Raw genomic sequence first — 18,545 nt, 5'->3', positions numbered from 1 at the left:
CCCCGACTGGCACGCAACTGGCTTGCCACGCGGTCTGTCCAACTCACACCACTTTTTGCGATGACTCCGATCTTCCACATGATTGCCGGTGCGCCCGACCCGGTCGCACCCTTCAGCCACGCCGTCGAAGCCGATGGCTGGGTGTTCGTCACGGGGCAGATGCCCTTTGTCGACACCTCGCTCGATTCACCCTATCCCGACGGCATCGAGGCGCAAACACGCCAGGTGCTGGAGAACCTGCAGACCGTGCTGGCCGGTTGCGGCCTCGGCCTGGAGCACGCGGTGTCGGTGCGCATCTACCTCACCCACTTCGATGCCGACTACGCAGCCATGAACGCCGTCTACGCCGACCACTTCGCGAGTGGGCGGCGACCTGCCCGAACCTGTATCGGCGTGACGGGTCTGGCCAAGGGCGCGCGCGTCGAGATCGATCTCGTGGCGCGACGCCCAAGTGAGCCGGTCAAGGCGGGTCTCCCCGCGTAACCGGCCCTGAGCCACCGGCAGAACCAACCGCAGTCGCTGCCGCGCTGACCCAGGGAGCACGCGGTCTGGAGGCTCGTGCTTTGTCGAAAGACACCCCTACGCAGCCAGTTCGCGCAAGACCCGCCGCCCGCCATTGCCTAAGCTGCCGCATCAGCATCCTGCCGAACACCGGCCAGGCACTACACATGGCAATCATCGAGACCACCGTTTCTCCCGGCAGCGAAGCCTTCGAGGCCAACCGCAGCGGCATGCTGGCACTGCTGGAGCGCGTGCGCGGCTACGAGCGGCGCAGCATCGCCACCTCGGAAAAATCACGCGAGCGCTTTGAAAAGCGCGGCCAGTTGCTGCCGCGCGAGCGGCTGTCGCTGCTGCTCGACCCCGGCACGTCGTTCCTTGAAATCGGCTCGCTCGCGGGTCTCGGACTCGACAACGAAGACCTCGAAAAGAGCGTGCCGGGTGGTGGTGTGATCGGTGGCATCGGCTGGGTCTCGGGCGTGCGCGTGATGATCAACGCATCCGACTCCGGCATCGAGGCCGGCGCCCTGCAGCCGATGGGCATTCCCAAGCAGTTGCGCCTGCAGGAGCTCGCACTGGAAAACAAGCTGCCCTACGTGCAACTGGTGGAGAGCGCCGGTGCCAACCTCATGACCTACAAGGTGGAGGAGTTCATCACCGGCGGCAACCTGTTCCGCAACATCGCCCGCATCTCGGCGGCCGGCCTGCCGGTGGTGACGGTCACGCACGGCTCTTCGACGGCCGGTGGCGCCTACCAGACCGGCCTGTCGGATTACATCGTGATGGTGCGTGGCCGTTCGCGGGCCTTCCTGGCCGGCCCGCCGTTGCTGAAGGCCGCCACCGGCGAGGTCGCGACCGAAGAAGAACTCGGCGGCGCGCTGATGCACACGTCGATCTCCGGCCTCGGCGACTACCTGGCCGAAGACGACCGCGACGCCATCCGCATCGCCCGCGAGATCCTCGCCAACATCGACTGGAATCGCGACGCCGCCGCCGCCCCGGCGCGCGCCTTCAAGCCACCGCGCTACGACGCCGAATCCCTGCTCGGCATCATGCCGATGGACCATAAGCGACCGGTCGACATGAAGCAGGTCATCGCGCACATGGCCGACGATTCGGAGTTCCTGGAGTTCGGTGAAAACTACGGCGGCGCCACGGTCGTCGGCCACATCAAGATCGAAGGCATGCCGGTCGGCGTGGTCACCAACAACGGGCCGATCGACCCGGCTGGCGCCACCAAGGCCACGCACTTCATCCAGGCCTGCTGCCAGTCGAAGACGCCGCTCCTGTACCTGAACAACACGACCGGCTTCATGGTCGGCAAGGATTACGAGGAGGCCGGCATCATCAAGCACGGCTCCAAGATGATCCAGGCCGTGACCAACGCCACGGTGCCGCAGATCACCCTCTATTGCGGCGCCTCTTTCGGTGCCGGAAACTACGGCATGTGCGGCCGCGGCTTTCATCCACGCTTCTGTTTCTCGTGGCCCAACGCCAAGACCGCGGTGATGGGCGGTGAGCAGGCGGCGAAGACGATGGTCATCGTGACCGAGGCCGCGATGAAGCGCAAAGGCGAGGTCGACCAGGCCAAGCTCGATGCGATGGAAAAACGCATCGTCGAGCACTTCGACAGCCAGATGAGCGTGTTCACTACCAGCGCACGGCTGCTCGACGATGGCGTGATCGACCCGCGCGACACACGCGAAGTCTTGGCAAAAGTGCTGTCGATCTGCCGCGACGCCGAGGCACGTGAACCGCAGAAGATGCAGTTCTCGGTGGCACGTCCCTGAGAACACAACGGAGCCTTCCATGCAACTCACCCCTGAACACGACACCCTGCGCGACACGCTCAAGCGCTTCATCGACAAGGAGGTCAATCCTTACGTCGACGACTGGGAAAAAGCGGAGATCTTCCCGGCGCACCAGGTCTTCAAGCGGCTCGGCGAACTGGGTTTTCTGGGCCTGACCAAGCCCGTCGAAAACGGCGGCTCGGGTCTCGACTATTCGTATGGCGCGGTCATGGCCGAGACGCTCGCGCACATGAACTGCGGCGGCATCCCAATGGCCATCGGCGTGCAGACCGACATGGCGACGCCGGCCCTCGCGCACCGCGGCAGCAAGGAGCTACGCGACGAATTCCTCGCGCCGGCCATCAGTGGCGACTACGTGGCCTGCCTTGGCGTGTCGGAGGTCGGCAGCGGTTCCGACGTGGCCTCGGTCAAGACCACAGCCCGCAAGGTCGATGGCGACTACGTCATCAATGGCGGCAAGATGTGGACGACCAATGGCACGCAAGCCGACTTCTGCTGCGTGTTGGCCAACACCTCTGAAGGTTCGTCGCATCGCAACAAGTCGCTCATCGTGGTGCCGATGAAAACGAAAGGCGTGCAGGTTGCGCGCAAGCTCGAGAAGATGGGCATGCACTCGTCCGACACGGCGCAGATTCACTTCGACGATGTGCGCGTGCCGCAGCGCTATCGCATCGGCGAAGAGGGCATGGGGTTCATCTACCAGATGGAGCAGTTCCAGATCGAACGGCTGTGGGGCGCACTCAACAGCGCCGGCATGGCGCAGCGCGCTATCGACACCACCATTGCCTACACGCGCGACCGACAGGCCTTCGGCCGCTCCATCCTCGACAACCAGTGGGTGCACTACAAACTCGCCGAGTTGCAGACCGAGGTCGCGTGCCTGAAGGCCCTGTCCTGGCAAGGCGTCGAGGAGGTGGTGGCCGGTACCGATGCCACGCGCACCGCCACCATGGCCAAGCTCAAAGCGGGCCGCGTGATTCGCGAAGTAGCCGATGGTTGCCTGCAGTTCTGGGGCGGCATGGGCTACATGGACGAGAGCCCGATTTCGCGCATCTTCCGCGACGGCCGGCTGACCTCCATTGGCGGTGGTGCCGACGAAGTGATGCTTCAGATCCTCGCCAAATTCATGGGCACTTTTCCGCTCCCGAACGCCGCATAAATCGTCAGACGAACGCCCATGACCGCAACGAATTTCACGACCGCAATGTCTGCCTCATCGTCCTCCGTACAGTCGTTGACACCGTTCCGAAAACTACTCATCGCCAACCGCGGCGAGATCGCGCTGCGCATCATCCGCAGCGCCCACGCGCTCGGCTATCGGACGGTGGCGGTGTACTCGACGGCCGATGCCGATGCGCGCCACGTGCGCGAGGCCGACCAGGCAGTGTGCATCGGCGAGCCGTTGCCGGCCCTGTCCTATCTGCGCATCCCGGCCATCGTCGAGGCGGCGCGATTGAGTGGCGCCGATGCGGTGCATCCCGGCTATGGCTTCCTCGCCGAGAACGACCACTTCGCGCAGGCGTGCAAGGACGCGGGGTTGGTCTTCATCGGGCCTTCGGCCGAGGCCATCGTGTCGATGGGCAACAAGGCCGGCGCCAAGACCTTGATGATGGCGGCGGGCGTGCCGTGCATTCCGGGCTATCAGGGCGAAGACCAGAGCGAAGAGCGACTTGCCAAAGAGGCCGCGCGCATCGGCTTCCCGGTGATGATCAAGGCGACCGCCGGCGGTGGCGGTCGCGGCATGCGACTCGTGCCATCGGCCAAGGAATTCGGCGAGCTGCTGCGCAGCGCACGGTCCGAAGCGCAGAGCGCGTTCAGCGATCCGGAAGTGATTTTGGAGCGCGCCATCGTCGAACCGCGCCACATCGAGATTCAGGTGTTCGCCGACCGCTACGGCAATGCGATCCATCTGGGCGAGCGCGATTGTTCGGTGCAGCGCCGCCATCAAAAGCTGATCGAGGAGGCACCGTCTCCGGCAGTGAATGCCGACCTGCGGGCCCGCATGGGCGCCACAGCCGTGGCCGCTGTCAAGGCGATCCGCTACGAGGGCGCGGGCACCCTCGAATTTTTGCTCGACAGCGAGGGCAATTTCTATTTCATGGAAATGAACACGCGGCTGCAGGTCGAGCACCCGGTGACCGAAGCCATCACCGGGCTCGATCTGGTGGCAATGCAATTGCGCGTGGCAGCGGGGGAGCCATTGCCCATCACGCAGGAGCAAGTCACCTTCACCGGCCACGCGATCGAGGTGCGCCTGTGCGCCGAAGACGCAGACCAAGGCTTCATGCCGCAGAGCGGCACCATGGCGCTGTGGCACATGCCGACGCAGTTGCGCGTCGAGCATGCCATGCGCTCGGGCGCCGAAATCCCGCCTTACTACGACTCGATGATCGCCAAGCTCATCAGCCACGGCGACAACCGCGAGGCCGCGCGCCGCAAGCTGATGGCCGGGCTCGAAGACGCGGTCGCCTTGGGCGTGACGACCAACCAGGCTTTTTTGCAGCGGTGCCTCGGCCACGAGGTGTTTGCGGTCGGCGGCGCCACCACCGCCTTCATCACGCAGAACCAGGACGCGCTGCTGGCGCCGGATGTCGAACTGCAAGGGCGCGCGGCCGCCATCGCCGCCGTGTTGTTGTACGAGATGGCCGGCGACCGGCGTACCCGCGCCCCGGGCCGGCGCATGACGCACAGCCTGCCGATCTCGCTGCGCTTCGAGATTGGCGGCAAGCTGTCGACCGCGGGCGTCGTGCTCATTGGCCAGCGGCACTTCGACGTGACCATCGGCGCGCAGACCTTCGTCATCGAACTGAAAGAGGTCGCCGACAACGAAGCGCATTTCCTCTGCGATGGCCTGTTCGAAAGCGCGGCCTTCCATCGCGACGGCACGCTCTTGCTGCTGCACTACCGCGGCGTGCCCGTCCGCATCGAAGACAAGACGCGCGCAGCCTCCGCCAAGCAGGGCGATGCGGCGGGCGACGGCAAGTTGCGTGCATCGATGAACGGCCGGGTGGTCGCGGTGATGACGGCGGTGGGTGACATGGTCGAGGCCGGTCAGCCGATGGTCACGCTCGAGGCCATGAAGATGGAGCACATCCATGCCGCACCCATGACCGGCAAGGTGATCGCATTGCATGTGAAGACCGGCGACCAGGTGGCGGCGAGCCGCGTGGTGGTGGAGATCGAAGCAGTGGTGAAAGAACCTGCAGCCACGCCGGCCTGAAGATGCGAGGCCGCCAAGCCGCCAAGCCGCCAAGCCGCCAAGCGACGAACGAGATCGAAGGAGACAGACAAGCGATGACCGATACGACACTTGGAATCCAGCCCGCCGAACTGGCCGTACTGACCGAAAAGCGCGGCCACGCGATGTGGGTCACGATCAACCGGCCCGACAAGCGAAACGCCATCAACAAGGACGTGGTTGCGGGCATCCGCGACGGCTGGCGGCAGGCGCATGCCGACAAGGACGTGCGCGTCGTCGTGCTCACCGCAGCGGGCGAAAAGGCGTTTTGTGCCGGCGGCGATTTGCAGCCCGGCGAAGGCTTCTCGTTCGACCTGTCGCAGCCGAACATCGACTACGCCGACATGCTGCGCGAAGTGCAGAACTCGACCCTGCCCAGCATCGCGCGCATCAACGGCGTTTGCATGGCCGGCGGCATCGGCCTGCTGTGCATGACCGACATGGCGATTGCCGCCGACCATGTTCAGTTCGGCTTGCCCGAAGTCAAGATCGGCCTGTTCCCGATGCAGGTGCTGAGCCTGCTGCAAGCCATCGTGCCGCGCCGCACGGTGCGCGAGTGGTGTCTTGCCGGCGAGCCCTTCAGTGCCGCCGAGGCGAAGGAAGCAGGGCTGCTCAACCATGTCGTGCCCACGGCCGAGCTCGATGCCAAGACGCAGTGGTTGATCGACCGGCTCGTCAGCAAATCGCCGACCGCTTTGCGCCGCGGCAAGTACGCCATGCGCGCGTTGTCGTCGATGTCCTTCGACGAAGGCATCGCGTTCACCGAAAGCCAGATCGCGCTGCTCGCCATGACCGAAGACGCGAAAGAAGGCCTGGCCTCGTTCAACGAAAAGAGAAGGCCGGTATGGACCGGACGCTGACCACCGCGACCACCGCAAAGACCGCCGATGCGGCCACCGCCGGCAGCGCTCACGCGGTCGGCCTGGCCGAATGGCTCACCCGCCGTGCCGCGCGCGCACCGCACAAGCCCGCGCTGACCTGCAACGGCATTACTTGGAATTACGGCGAGCTGATCGATCGCATCGAGCGCATGTCGGCGGTTCTGGCGGCCGGTGGCGTGACGCCCGGCGCACGAGTCGGCTACCTCGGCCTCAACGATCCGATGTTCGTCGTCGTGCTGTTCGCGACCGCGCGCATCGGCGCGATCTGCGTACCGCTCAACTTCAGGCTCAGCGGTCAAGAACTCGCTTTCATCATCGGCGACGCCGGCGTCCACACGCTGGTCGTCGGTGAAGAGCACATCGCGGTGATCGACGCGGTGCGCAGCGACCTCGCTTGTCATCGCTTCATCCATCGCGGTGGAGGTGTACCGGGGTGGGAGTCTGCCGATGCGCTGATGGCGGAGGCTCGTGCCGAGCGGTCGTTGCCCGTGGCCGTTCCGGTGCGGGCCGACGACGTCGCCGTGATCATGTACACCTCCGGCACCACCGGCCACCCCAAGGGCGCGATGCTCACGCACGGGAACTTCTGGGCCAACAACCTCAACGAGATGTTCCTGTGGGACATGGTGTCGACCGACGTCACGCTCAACTTCGCGCCCATGTTCCACGTCGGCGGTTTGCTGTGCGGCAGCATGGCGACGCTTTTGGCGGGCGGCCACCTGGTGCTGCAACGCGCCTTCGACGCAGAGGCGGTGCTGCATGCGGTTGCGGCGCACCGCATCACGGTGAGCTTCGCGGTGCCGGCGATGCTGCTCTTCATCAGCCAGCACGCGGCTTTCGAGGCGGCGGACCTCTCGTCGCTGCGATTGATCGCGGTCGGTGGTGCGCCGATGCCCGAGCCGTTGTTGCGTTTGTACGGCGCTCGCAACATCCCGGTGCACCAGGGCTATGGCATGACCGAGACCGCATCGATGATCACCTTCCTGCATCCCGACAGATCTTCAGACAAGCTCGGCTCCAGCGGCACGCCGCCGCTCATGACCGAGATCAAGCTGATCGATGCGTCGGGTGAGCCGGTGACTGCCCCCGGCGCCACCGGCGAGATCTGCGTGCGCGGCGCCAACGTCATGCCCGGCTACTGGAACCGGCCCGAGGCCACCGAGGCGAGCTTCACGCCCGATGGCTGGTTTCGCAGTGGCGACATCGGCTACCGCGACGCCGAAGGCTTTCTCTACGTCTGCGATCGCATCAAGGACATGGTCATCAGCGGCGGCGAGAACATCTATCCGGCCGAAGTCGAGAGCGTGCTGTACGACCACCCGGACATCGCCGAGGTCGCCGTCATCGGTGCCCCCGACGCGCGCTGGGGTGAGCGCGTGGTGGCGGTGGTGGCACCGCGCCCTGGCAAGTCGATCACGCTGGAAGGGCTGCACGCCTTTGCCGAAGGCAAGCTCGCGCGCTACAAGCTGCCGAAAGAGTTGCGCATCGTCGACGCGTTGCCGCGCAACTCGACCGGCAAGGTGCTGAAGGCCACGCTTCGCGTGCACAACGTCGCAACTGCGACCGGGAGTCCATGAACATGGACGCAAGCACCGCGAAATCGCGTTTGCTAACCTCTTCAAGCGCTTTTCCGGCGCGCTCTAGGTGATTTCCAATGATTGAAAACGTGAACTCGATGGCCGATTCCGGCACGCTGGTGTACCTGGTCCGCCACGGCGACATCGCCGTGCTGCGCATCGCCAACCCGCCCGTCAACGCGCTGTCGTCCGAAGTGGTCGCCGGCCTGGCCGCTGCCGTCGACGCGTTCGAGGCCGACCGTTCCTATGCCGCGCTGCTGGTGCATTGCGAAGGCCGCACCTTCGTCGCAGGCGGCGACATCACGTCCTTCGACGACCCTGACTTTTCGGCGGCGCTCTACAACGGCACGCTCGGCCGCATCGAGGCGCTCGACCGTCCGGTCGCTGCCGTGCTGCACGGCACCGTGCTGGGCGGTGGCCTGGAACTCGCGCTGGCATGCCACTACCGCGTGGCTGTTCCTGCGACGAAGCTCGGCCTGCCCGAAGTCAAGCTCGGCATCCTCCCCGGCTCGCTCGGCACGCAGCGCCTGCCGCGCGCCGCCGGCATCGAACTGGCGCTCGACCTCATCTCCAGCGGCCGCAGCATCGACACGGCCACGGCGCTGAAGGCCGGCATCGTCGACGAGGTGCATGAAGGCAAGCCGCTGGACGTCGGGCTCGCGTACGCGCAAGCGCTGGTCGCCCGGGACGCCGCGCCGCGTCGGCTCAGTGCGGAGGTCGCATCCACCGCCGACCTGCCCGCCGACTTCTTCGACAAGGCACTGGCCGACGCCGTCAGCCGCAAGGCGTTCTATCCCTCGGCCCGCAACATCGTGCTCGCGGTGCAGGCATCGATGCTGCCCTTCGCCGAGGGCGAGGCGGTCGAGGCGCGGCTCTTCGAAGAACTGCGCGTCTCGCCCGAATCGCAGGCGATGCGCCACCTGTTTTTCGCAGAGCGTCAGGCTGCCAAGATTCCGGGGCTGGCCAAGGATGTGGCACTGCGGCCCATCGCGTCGGTCGGCATCCTCGGCGCCGGCACCATGGGCGGCGGCATTGCGATGAACTTCGCCAACGCCGGCATCCCGACGGTGCTGCTCGAAACGTCGCAGGCCGCGCTGGATCGTGGGCTCGGCCTGGTGCGCGCCAACTACGAAGCCAGTGCCGCCAAGGGCCGGCTCACCACCGCACAGGTCGAACAGCGCATGGCACTGTTGAGCGGCTCGCTCGACGACGCGGCGCTGGCCGACTGCGACCTCGTCATCGAAGCGGTGTTCGAGAACATGGACCTGAAGAAGCAGGTGTGCGCGCGCCTGGGCAAGGTCTGCAAGCCCGGCGCCATCATCGCGACCAACACCTCCACACTCGATGTCGACGTGCTGGCCGAAGCCACGGGTCGCCCGGCCGACGTGGTCGGCATGCACTTCTTCAGCCCGGCCAACGTGATGCGCCTGCTCGAAGTCGTGCGCGGCGCCAAGACCGCGCCCGACGTGCTCGCGACCGTCATGCAAGTCGCCCGCAAGATCGGCAAGGTGGCAGCGGTGTCGGGCGTGTGCTACGGCTTCATCGGCAACCGCATGGCCGAGGTCTACATGCGCGAGGCCGAGTTCCTGATGATGGAAGGCGCCACCCCGGCGGAGATCGACAGTGCGGTCGAAGCGCTCGGCATGGCGATGGGCCCGTGCCGCATGCTCGACATGGCCGGCATCGACGTCGGCGCCAAGACGGTCATCGAATACGGCAAGGCCGGTGGCCTGCCGCCCGACGACAGCTACCGCGCGGTGGTGCGCAAGATGTTCGAGCTCGGCCGCTTCGGCCAGAAGACGGGCTTGGGCTACTACCGCTACGACGGCCGCAAGCCCGTGACCGACCCGGAGACCGCGCGCATCGCCAAAGAGCAGGCAGAAGCGCATGGCATCGCGCAGCGCGCCGACATCGGCCGGCAGGAGATCGTCGAGCGCCTGCTGTACCCGCTCATCAACGAGGGCGCAAAGATTCTGGAAGAGGGCATCGCGTATCGACCGGGCGACATCGACATCGTGTGGACCGCCGGCTTCGGTTTTCCGGACCACCAGGGCGGCCCGATGTGGATGGCCGACCGGATCGGGCTCACGGCCATTGCCGAGCGGCTGGCGTATTACGCCCAGGTGCGAGGCAACCCGTTCGGCTACTGGACGGTATCGCCATTGCTGGCGCGTCTTGCGAACAGCGGCCAGCGCGTCTCCGACTGGCAAGGCGCTGCGGCATTTGCGGAGAAACGTGCGGCGGTCTGGCAGGGGCGTTAGCATTTCAGCGATACGACCTGAAAGCCGCTGACATGACAAACACCGCATCGCCTGAATCGCTGGGCATGTGCTCGAAACGCCTGGCCCGCATCGACAAGTTCCTGGCCGACCAGTATGTGACGCCCGGCAAGATGCCGTGTGCCTTGCTGCAGATCGCACGCGGGGGACAGCTGGTGCACCAGTCGGTGCTGGGGCATGCCTCGCTCGAAAGCGGCACGCCGCTGCGTGAAGACAGCATCGTGCGCATCTATTCGATGACCAAACCGGTCACCAGCGTCGCCTTCATGATGTTGGTCGAGGCGGGCTTGGTGGCGCTCGACGATCCGGTGCATCGTTTCATTCCGGCGTGGCGTGAGTTGGGCGTTTACCAGTCGGGACTGCCGGGCAATTTCCAGACGAAACCGACTGCTGCGCCGATGCGGATGGTCGATCTGCTGCGGCACACGTCCGGGCTGACTTACGGCTTTCAGATGCGCACCAGCGTCGACGCTGCCTACCGCCGAGGCAGGGTCGAGCCCTTCGAACAGGCTGAAGGACTGGATGGATTCATCGACCAGTTGTCTCAGCTGCCGCTGGAATTTTCTCCGGGCTCGGCGTGGAACTATTCAGTCGCCACCGATGTGCTGGGCTACCTGATCGGCAAGATTTCCGGCGTCCCGTTCGACGAGTTTTTGCGTCGGCGCATCTTCGAGCCACTCGGGATGGTGGACACGGCTTTTCATGTCGGCGAAGACAAGGCCGCGCGTCTCGCCCAGTGCTATGTGAAGTCCGCTGCAGGTGCGTTGGCGCCAGCACCCGGCCGCACATTTCGCGAGCCTCCCGCAGCGCCGTCGGGCGGCGGTGGACTGGTCTCGACGGCCAGCGACTACATGCGCTTCTGCGAGATGCTGCGCCAGGGCGGTGCCTTGGGCGATGTGCGCCTGCTGGGTCCGAAGACGCTGAAACTGATGCGCTCCAACCATCTGCCCGGTGGCCGCGAACTGGCCGATATGGCGGTCTCGATGTTCTCCGAAGCGACCTATGCCGGCGTGGGATTCGGACTGGGCTTTGCGATGACCACCGACGTGGCAAAGACCGGGCTGGCCGGCTCGGTCGGTGAGTACTGGTGGGGTGGATTGGCTTCGACGGCTTTCTGGATCGATCCAGTGGAGGACCTCTGCGTCGTGTTCCTCACGCAACTGATTCCGTCCAGCCTGTATCCGATCCGGCGCGAATTGCGCACCATGATCAATGCCGCCGTCATCGACTCCAGGGCTTGAGACGAAGACGACTTACGCCAACGAGAATGCGGTCATGCGCGGCAGGGTGCGCTCGCCGGTTTTCTGCAAGTGTTTGCGGGTGCGCGCCTCCGCCTTGGCCTGGTCGCCTTCGAGAATCGCCTCGGTGATGGCGCGGTACTCGGCCACCATCGAACGCAGGTCGGCGGTGGTGAGGGACTGATAGAACTGCGCCCGAAAAAGATGGGCGCGTGCCTGTGGCAGCACTCGGTTCAACTCGCCGCTGTTGGCAATGTCGAACATGACCTTGTAGTAGTTGGCGCGCTCGTCGAGCACGCGGTCGAGCGCCTCGGGCGTGTTGGCCTTGATGAGCTTTTGCGCCGCCGCCTCGAAGCGCTTGGCGTTGTTGCCGATCTGGATGTTGGCGGCGGCCAGGCGCGCTGCCAGGCCAGTGAGCACTTCGAGCACACCCAGCAGGCTGGCTGCATCTTCGTGGTCTAGCGAGCGGATCACGGCCCCGCGGTGCGGCGTGAGGTCGACCACGCCGCTCGACGCCAGGATGCGCAAGGCCTCGCGCACCGTGCTGCGGCTTACGCCGAGATCGCGCGTGAGGTCAGCCTCGACCAGTCGCTGCCCGACGGTAAAGCGGCGCATCAGGATGCCTTTGCTGATGGCGTCGGCTACGCGGTCGGGCGTGCTGCGCGGATGCTGCGCAGCGATCGGCGCTGGTGCTTTGACGGCCTTCCCTGCGCCCGCACGGGTCACACGGGCTGTTGGGGTATTTTTCATTCGGGCTCGGGCAGTACAAAAAATGGGGCCGGACCGGCAGCGACAGACTCTAAAAGAGTACGTCTGTCGCGTCGGCTCTGCTAGGGAAACCAAAGCGACTAGCGAATTAATTGTCTGGCAATATTTGCAGACACTTGTGCCAGGCGGAATCAGGTTCAACCCTGCCGGGTGTACGGCTCAGTCCGGCCGTCACGGGTCGGTCCTCCGTGTTTCCCTGAGGGCATCAAGGCAGGGTCGCAGCGTGTCGGCACAAGACTGAGCATCGGGTGCTGCCTAGGCTCTAGGGACGTTGCAACACGCCGCCCTCCAAAATGCGGTCCATATGACCGATGAAACCCCAGCCCCATCGCCAGCCCGGCCTCCGCTGACTTTCCGCGAGGCCTTCGCTTACTGGCTGAAGCTCGGCTTCATCAGTTTTGGCGGACCGGCGGGGCAGATCGCACTGATGCACCAGGAACTGGTCGAGCGGCGCCGCTGGATCTCGGAGGGGCGCTTTTTGCATGCGCTCAACTACTGCATGCTGCTGCCCGGGCCGGAAGCGCAGCAACTGGCCACCTACATCGGCTGGCTGATGCATCGCACGTGGGGTGGCGTCATCGCAGGCGGACTTTTCGTGCTGCCTTCGTTGTTCGTGCTGATCGGGCTGTCGTGGGTCTACATGGCCTTTGGTCATGTGCCGGCCATCGCCGGGGTGCTCTATGGCATTAAGCCCGCGGTGACCGCCATCGTCGTCTTCGCGGCGTACCGCATCGGCTCGCGTACGCTGAAGAACGCGTGGCTGTACGGCATCGCGCTCGCAGCGTTCGTCGCCATCTTCGCGTTCAACATGCCGTTCCCGCTGATCGTGCTGGCGGCTGCCGTGATTGGCTATGTCGGTGGGCGGAGGGCGCCGGGCAAGTTTTCGAGCGGCGGTGGCCACGGGCAAGGCGCGGTTTCATCGGCACCGGCATGGATCGACGACGACACACCGGTGCCGTCGCACGCCATCTTCAGCTGGTCGCGCATTCGACGGGTCACTGCGGTATCGATCGGCCTGTGGGTTGCCGCCATCGGCGCGCTGACCGTGGCCTACGGATGGCATGCGGTGCTGACACAGATGGCGTGGTTCTTCACCAAGGCCGCGCTGCTCACCTTCGGCGGTGCGTACGCCGTTCTTCCCTATGTTTACCAGGGCGCGGTCGAGACGCAGCACTGGTTGACGGCGTCGCAGATGATCGACGGGCTGGCGCTGGGCGAAACCACGCCGGGTCCACTGATCATGGTCGTGGCATTCGTCGGATTCGTCGGTGGCTGGAGCAAGGAGATCTTTGGTGCGGGCTCGCCGTTTCTGGCCGGTGCAGCCGCCGCGACGCTGGTCACGTTCTTTACTTTTTTGCCGTCGTTCTTTTTCATCTTCGTCGGCGCGCCCTTCATCGAATCGACGCACGGAAAGATCAAGTTCACTGCGCCGCTCGTGGCGATCACCGCTGCCGTGGTGGGCGTCATCGTGAACCTGGCGGTGTTCTTCGCGGTCCATGTGCTGTGGCCGCTGGGAGTGGCGGGGCGCTTCGAATGGGCGGCGGCAGTGATCGGCGTGCTGGCGGCGATCGCGCTGTTCCGTTTCAAGGTTGGCGTCATCAAGGTCATCGCGGCCGCCGGGCTGCTCGGCATGGGGTGGCAATTGATGCGCTGAGGCCCGCGTTTTACGCCGGTCAGCCCGTTCGGTAGATGCCACGCATATCTGTCAGGTGTCGGACAAACCCTAGTTGATTGTCGGACAATCTCTTCGTACCATTTTGGTATGCAAGGTCGTGCGTAATGAATGGTTTTGGTGACTTCGATGTCGCACGGCTCGAGGGCTGGATGCGCGAGCGCATCGACGGCTTTCGCCCGCCGCTGACGCTCAGTCGATTCAAAGGCGGGCAGTCCAATCCCACCTATCTGGTGCTCGACGCGACGGGCAACCGGTATGTTCTGCGTAAGAAGCCCAAGGGCGCGTTGTTGCCCTCGGCCCATGCGGTCGACCGCGAATTCCGTGTGATCGATGCGCTGCGCGGCAGCGATGTGCCGGTCGCCCGCGCACGCGGGTATTGCGACGATGCCAATGTCATCGGCACGCCGTTCTATGTCATGGACTTCGTCGATGGCCGCATCCTTTGGGACCCAGCGCTGCCGGGCCTGGCCAATGTCGAGCGCACCGCGATCTACGACGACATGAACCGCGTGGTCGCCGCCTTGCACCGCGTCGACTACAAGGCAGTCGGCCTCGCGGACTATGGTCGCGCCGGCAACTTTTTCGATCGCCAGATCGGCCGCTGGACAAGGCAATACCAGGCCGCCGCGGCCGACGATCCGATCCCGGCGATGGAGCGGCTCATCGAGTGGTTGCCGGCACATGTTCCACCCGGTGCGCAAGACGAGACGTGCATCTTTCATGGCGACCTGCGCATCGACAACATGATCTTTCACACGACCGAGCCGCGTGTGCTGGCGGTGCTCGATTGGGAGCTGTCGACGCTCGGCCATCCGCTTGCGGACTTCGCGTACCACGCACTGCCGTGGCGCCTCACGGCAGCTGAGTTTCGTGGCATGGCCGGAACCGACTATGCAGCGCTTGGCATCCCTGATGAAGCCACCTACCTGATGACGTACTGCAAGCGTGTCGGACGCGAGCCGATCGACCCGGCGCATTGGGAGTTCTACCTGACGTACAGCATGTTCCGGCTCGCCGCCATTCTTCATGGCATCTCGAAGCGTGCGCGCGATGGCACGGCCTCCAGCGCCGAAGCCATTGAAACGGGAGCGCGGGCACGGCCGATAGCGGAGGCGGCCTGGCGACAGGTCGAAGCGCACTTTTCGCGCGGCGAGCGCTAGCGGCACGCCATAGAAAACGCATCAGGTTCTTCAGTCAACGTTGTTGTTTGCAACACCCTCCGAAAGGTTCTCGTGTTCGAGTTTTCCCCCAAGGTCCAGGATCTCCAGAAGCGCCTTTCGGCCTTCATGGAAGAGCACATCTATCCCAACGAGAAGCGCTATTACAAAGAGGCTGAAGAGTTGGGCCCGTGGAAAGTCGCGCCGGTGCTCGAGGAGCTGAAACCCAAGGCGCGCGATGCCGGACTCTGGAACCTTTTTCTGCCCGAGTCCTCGCACGGCGCGGGCCTGACCAACTTCGAATACGCGCCGCTCTGCGAGATCATGGGCCGCTCGCATCTGGCGCCCGAAGTCTTCAACTGTTCGGCGCCCGACACCGGCAACATGGAAGTGCTGGCGCGCTACGGCACGCCCGAGCATCAGGAGCGCTGGCTCAAGCCCTTGCTGGCTGGCGAGATCCGCTCGTGCTTTGCAATGACCGAACCCGACGTTGCATCGAGCGATGCGACCAACATCGAGTCGAGCATCGTGCGCGACGGTGACGACTACGTCATCAACGGCCACAAGTGGTACACGACCAACGCGACCGACCCGCGTTGCAAGATCGCCATCTTCATGGGCAAGTCCGACCCGGACAATGCCGATCGCCATAAGCAGCAATCGATGATCCTCGTGCCGCTCGACACCCCCGGCGTGACGGTGGTACGTGCCATTGCCGTCTTCGGTTTCTACGGCGTGCCCGACCGTGCTTCCGAGGTCACTTTCGACAATGTGCGGGTGCCGGCGTCCAACATGTTGCTGGGCGAAGGTCGCGGTTTCGAGATCGCTCAGGGCCGTCTCGGGCCCGGCCGCATTCACCACTGCATGCGCCTCGTCGGCCTGGCCGAGCGCATGCTCGAGAAGATGTGCAGGCGCAGCCTGTCGCGCGTGACGTTTGGCAAACCGATCGCGCAGCAGGGCGTGACCATCGAGCGCATCGCGCAGTCGCGCATCCTCATCGAGCAGGCGCGACTGCTCACGCTCAACGCGGCGCACCGCATGGACACCGTGGGCAACAAGGTCGCCAAGGCCGACATCGCGATGATCAAGGTGGCGGCGCCGCAGATGGCCTGCCAGGTCATCGACTGGACCATTCAGGCCTTTGGCGGAGGCGGCACCAACAACGACGAAGGCATCGCGTCGGCCTATGCCACGGCGCGGCTGCTGCGGCTGGCCGACGGGCCCGATGAAGTGCACCGCAACCAGATCGGCAAACTCGAATTGGCGAAGTACCGTTAATCTTCGACCGTGCGGAAGCGCGGAAATCGATCAGATCAAAACGAAGGAGACAAACATGCAACAGATTCGAATCGACGCCCCGACGTCCCTGCGGACTTCGGCGTCTTCATCGTCTGCGTCGGAGCGCGTGATGTGGCTCAATGCCGACCGCGTGCTCTACGTGGGGCTGCACGGCGAACCGTCGTTGCGCACACTCGGTGCGATCTCCATCTATGTATCGCTCAAATGTCCGCACAAGATCTGCATCGATGGTGAGACGTGGCGAGAGACTGAGTTTTCTGTGGTGCCGGCCGGTATGCCGCATCGCATCGCATCGGGTGAACGCATGATCTGCAATGTGCTGATCGAATCGGAGACAGTGGATCTCCAAAGCTTGCCTGACTACATTCGCAACGGTCGCGGTGCGGTCGATGCGCCAGCGGCCCTTCGAGCCATGCGCGATGCGCTGGAACGCTTCAAGCGCTGCGCGCTTCGGCAGTACGAGCGAACTGAAGATTTCGATCGCAACTTCTTTGGATGTGCCTTGCCGACGCGCCCGATCGATCGCCGCATTCGTGCGGTGCTGGACCGCATCAAGCAAGACCCGAACAGCCACACCTCGGCCGAAGACTGCGCGGTGGCGTCGCACTTATCGGTGTCGCGCTTTCTGCATCTGTTCAAGTCAGAAGTGGGGTCGCCGTTTCGGAGTTTTAGAACCTGGCAGCGTGCGCGCAGTGTTCTTTACTACGTGACGCAAAGCGCGAACCTGGCCAACATCGCACTCGATGTCGGCTACCCGGACTCGACGCATTTCAGTCACTCGATCCGGCAGGTCTACGGGCTCACGCCCAAGTCGATTTTTGCCGGCTGCCGCAAGCTCGCGCTGTACGGCAGCGGTGCGGCAGCAACACCGCGCTACGGGTTCCCCTGAACCTGTGGCGCGGCTGCTCGACGGGCTTACTTGGCAATAGCAGGCGTGCTTTGCTGCGCTTGCACCGCCGGTGCAGGGCGCGCCATCGTCGAGAGCAAGCGGCTGTTGTACTTGGATCCACCGCTCACGTTTTGATCGGGTGCATGGGCGGTTGCGACAGCGCTTTCGTACACCGCGTCGGGGTTGGCGACCGGCTTGAAGGCTTCTGCACCGCGTGAGCCACGCGCCACGTTCTGGTTGGGCGCAGCCGCGGTGCTGACAGCTTCTGCATCGACGTCGGCGCGGTTCTTCGACGAAACATGGGTGTGCACACCGTTGTAGCCTTCAGCCTGTGCGCCGGTGATGGCGAGCAGGGAGAGTGCGGCTGCGGCGGTGATGATCTGGAGCTTGTTCATACGGTCCTCGGAAGATGTTGTTTGACTGGGTTTGCTTCGACAGCCCTTGCTGACTGCAGGTCTGTGCGATGAAGTGTCCGGGCGTTCATGCGAATTGAACTCGACCGATCAGAGACACGGTGTTTCTGTGCGGGCAACAATCGATGCGGGTTTCGATGGCATTGCCGTTGCGCTTTGAACCGCGAGCGTCTTTCAGTACGCCGGTTTTCTGCATGCAGGCCTCATCGGCGCATTGCTCGATACCGCCTGCGGTTTTGCCGCAGCGACGACGACGTCGGGCCGCGCGCCAGCAGTCGTTAGGTCAGGGCCTGCGACGCTGACTGGTGCTCGGTGCAGGCAATTGCATCGGACTGGTTGCGAGCAGATCTTTGTAGAGCGCTTCGGTAGCGTTGAGCATCGTGCCGAGCGGATGGGCACGGCAGTATCTTTCGATCGACTGCGCCATCGACTCCGGCGGCGGCAGCGCGGCACTCGTCATGATGAAGTCGAGTCTCGCCATGTTGGCGCCCGACAGGTAGCCTTGCACCCAATAGATCCACGGATCTTCCTTGCGCGCAGCTCGCGCTTGCAGGTACTCGTTGCAGCCTTTGACGGCAAAGCCCTGCACGTTCATTTGCTGGGCTTGCGCGCTGTTGGCACACACTGCCAGCATCGCCGTCAGCAGGATGGTCGACAACGCCGTTGCAGCCTTCGTCTTCAGCATGCGTCTCCTTGAAGTTCAATTTCAGTATCGATTATTCGCCATCATTGCCTTGGCGGAGTCGACTCGCGTGCTGCCAGTGCGAGCTGCAGCCGGTGCATGCATCGTCGCCACGACCCAGCGTGCGTCGTAGACGTCGG

At 64.5% G+C, this 18,545-nt stretch carries 15 protein-coding genes and 1 pseudogene; 13 read left to right on the top strand and 3 right to left on the bottom strand.

Annotated features, from left to right (window positions below; genetic code table 11):
• The first annotated feature begins 60 nt into the window (after positions 1–60).
• From QN413_RS03830 to QN413_RS03795, 8 genes are all read left to right on the top strand, one after another.
• Positions 61–483 (top strand): RidA family protein, encoded by a 423-nt coding sequence (locus QN413_RS03830; RefSeq protein WP_323495330.1) that lies wholly within the window; start codon positions 61–63, stop codon positions 481–483.
• A gap of 185 nt (positions 484–668) precedes the next feature.
• Positions 669–2,288 carry an acyl-CoA carboxylase subunit beta gene (locus QN413_RS03825; protein WP_323495329.1) on the top strand — a complete coding sequence of 540 codons (1,620 nt, stop codon included), beginning with the start codon at positions 669–671 and terminating at the stop codon, positions 2,286–2,288.
• A gap of 19 nt (positions 2,289–2,307) precedes the next feature.
• Positions 2,308–3,468: an acyl-CoA dehydrogenase family protein gene (locus QN413_RS03820; protein WP_323495328.1), complete on the top strand. Its 1,161-nt coding sequence runs from the start codon at positions 2,308–2,310 to the stop codon at positions 3,466–3,468.
• A 45-nt stretch (positions 3,469–3,513) separates the two neighbouring features.
• Positions 3,514–5,529, top strand: a complete 2,016-nt coding sequence (locus tag QN413_RS03815) for an acetyl-CoA carboxylase biotin carboxylase subunit (RefSeq protein WP_323495546.1) — start codon at positions 3,514–3,516, stop codon at positions 5,527–5,529.
• A 74-nt stretch (positions 5,530–5,603) separates the two neighbouring features.
• Entirely contained in the window at positions 5,604–6,407 is an 804-nt protein-coding gene (locus QN413_RS03810) for an enoyl-CoA hydratase/isomerase family protein (protein ID WP_323495327.1), read from the top strand.
• Positions 6,392–8,005 (top strand): long-chain fatty acid--CoA ligase, encoded by a 1,614-nt coding sequence (locus QN413_RS03805; protein ID WP_323495326.1) that lies wholly within the window; start codon positions 6,392–6,394, stop codon positions 8,003–8,005. The genes QN413_RS03810 and QN413_RS03805 overlap by 16 nt, the downstream gene beginning before the upstream one ends.
• Positions 8,006–8,082: 77 nt before the next feature.
• Entirely contained in the window at positions 8,083–10,266 is a 2,184-nt protein-coding gene (locus QN413_RS03800) for a 3-hydroxyacyl-CoA dehydrogenase NAD-binding domain-containing protein (RefSeq protein WP_323495325.1), read from the top strand.
• Positions 10,267–10,298: 32 nt separating this feature from the next.
• A complete protein-coding gene (locus QN413_RS03795) occupies positions 10,299–11,525 on the top strand; it encodes a serine hydrolase domain-containing protein (RefSeq protein WP_323495324.1) in 1,227 nt (408 codons plus the stop codon).
• A 12-nt stretch (positions 11,526–11,537) separates the two neighbouring features.
• Here QN413_RS03795 and QN413_RS03790 read toward each other — a convergent pair whose 3' ends face one another.
• Positions 11,538–12,272: a GntR family transcriptional regulator gene (locus QN413_RS03790; protein WP_323495323.1), complete on the bottom strand. Its 735-nt coding sequence runs from the start codon at positions 12,270–12,272 to the stop codon at positions 11,538–11,540.
• Positions 12,273–12,594: 322 nt separating this feature from the next.
• Here QN413_RS03790 and chrA point away from each other — a divergent pair, with 322 nt between their 5' ends.
• The 4 genes from chrA (at position 12,595) to QN413_RS03770 (ending at position 17,310) form a co-directional block, all read left to right on the top strand.
• Positions 12,595–13,944: a chromate efflux transporter gene (gene chrA, locus QN413_RS03785; protein ID WP_323495322.1), complete on the top strand. Its 1,350-nt coding sequence runs from the start codon at positions 12,595–12,597 to the stop codon at positions 13,942–13,944.
• A gap of 125 nt (positions 13,945–14,069) precedes the next feature.
• Positions 14,070–15,125: a phosphotransferase gene (locus QN413_RS03780; RefSeq protein WP_323495321.1), complete on the top strand. Its 1,056-nt coding sequence runs from the start codon at positions 14,070–14,072 to the stop codon at positions 15,123–15,125.
• A 72-nt stretch (positions 15,126–15,197) separates the two neighbouring features.
• Entirely contained in the window at positions 15,198–16,400 is a 1,203-nt protein-coding gene (locus tag QN413_RS03775) for an acyl-CoA dehydrogenase family protein (RefSeq protein ID WP_323495320.1), read from the top strand.
• A 55-nt stretch (positions 16,401–16,455) separates the two neighbouring features.
• Positions 16,456–17,310 (top strand): AraC family transcriptional regulator, encoded by an 855-nt coding sequence (locus tag QN413_RS03770; RefSeq protein WP_323495319.1) that lies wholly within the window; start codon positions 16,456–16,458, stop codon positions 17,308–17,310.
• Positions 17,311–17,336: 26 nt separating this feature from the next.
• Here QN413_RS03770 and QN413_RS03765 read toward each other — a convergent pair whose 3' ends face one another.
• Complete coding sequence (locus QN413_RS03765) at positions 17,337–17,705, bottom strand: DUF4148 domain-containing protein (RefSeq protein ID WP_323495318.1); 369 nt, start codon at positions 17,703–17,705, stop codon at positions 17,337–17,339.
• A 193-nt stretch (positions 17,706–17,898) separates the two neighbouring features.
• On the opposite strand from QN413_RS03765, the pseudogene QN413_RS27305 reads away from it, so the two are divergent.
• Positions 17,899–17,997 (top strand): annotated as a pseudogene (locus QN413_RS27305) (phenylacetic acid degradation protein); the annotation flags it as partial.
• A 9-nt stretch (positions 17,998–18,006) separates the two neighbouring features.
• On the opposite strand, the gene QN413_RS03760 reads toward QN413_RS27305, so the two are convergent.
• A complete protein-coding gene (locus QN413_RS03760) occupies positions 18,007–18,408 on the bottom strand; it encodes an HdeA/HdeB family chaperone (RefSeq protein WP_323495317.1) in 402 nt (133 codons plus the stop codon).
• Between the last annotated feature and the right edge of the window lie 137 nt (positions 18,409–18,545).

Source organism: Variovorax sp. LG9.2, assembly GCF_035018885.1.
Classification (GTDB): Bacteria; Pseudomonadota; Gammaproteobacteria; order Burkholderiales; family Burkholderiaceae_C; genus Variovorax.
The sequence above is the reverse complement of the archived record's forward strand: the minus strand, read 5'-3'. Positions and strand labels throughout refer to the sequence as shown.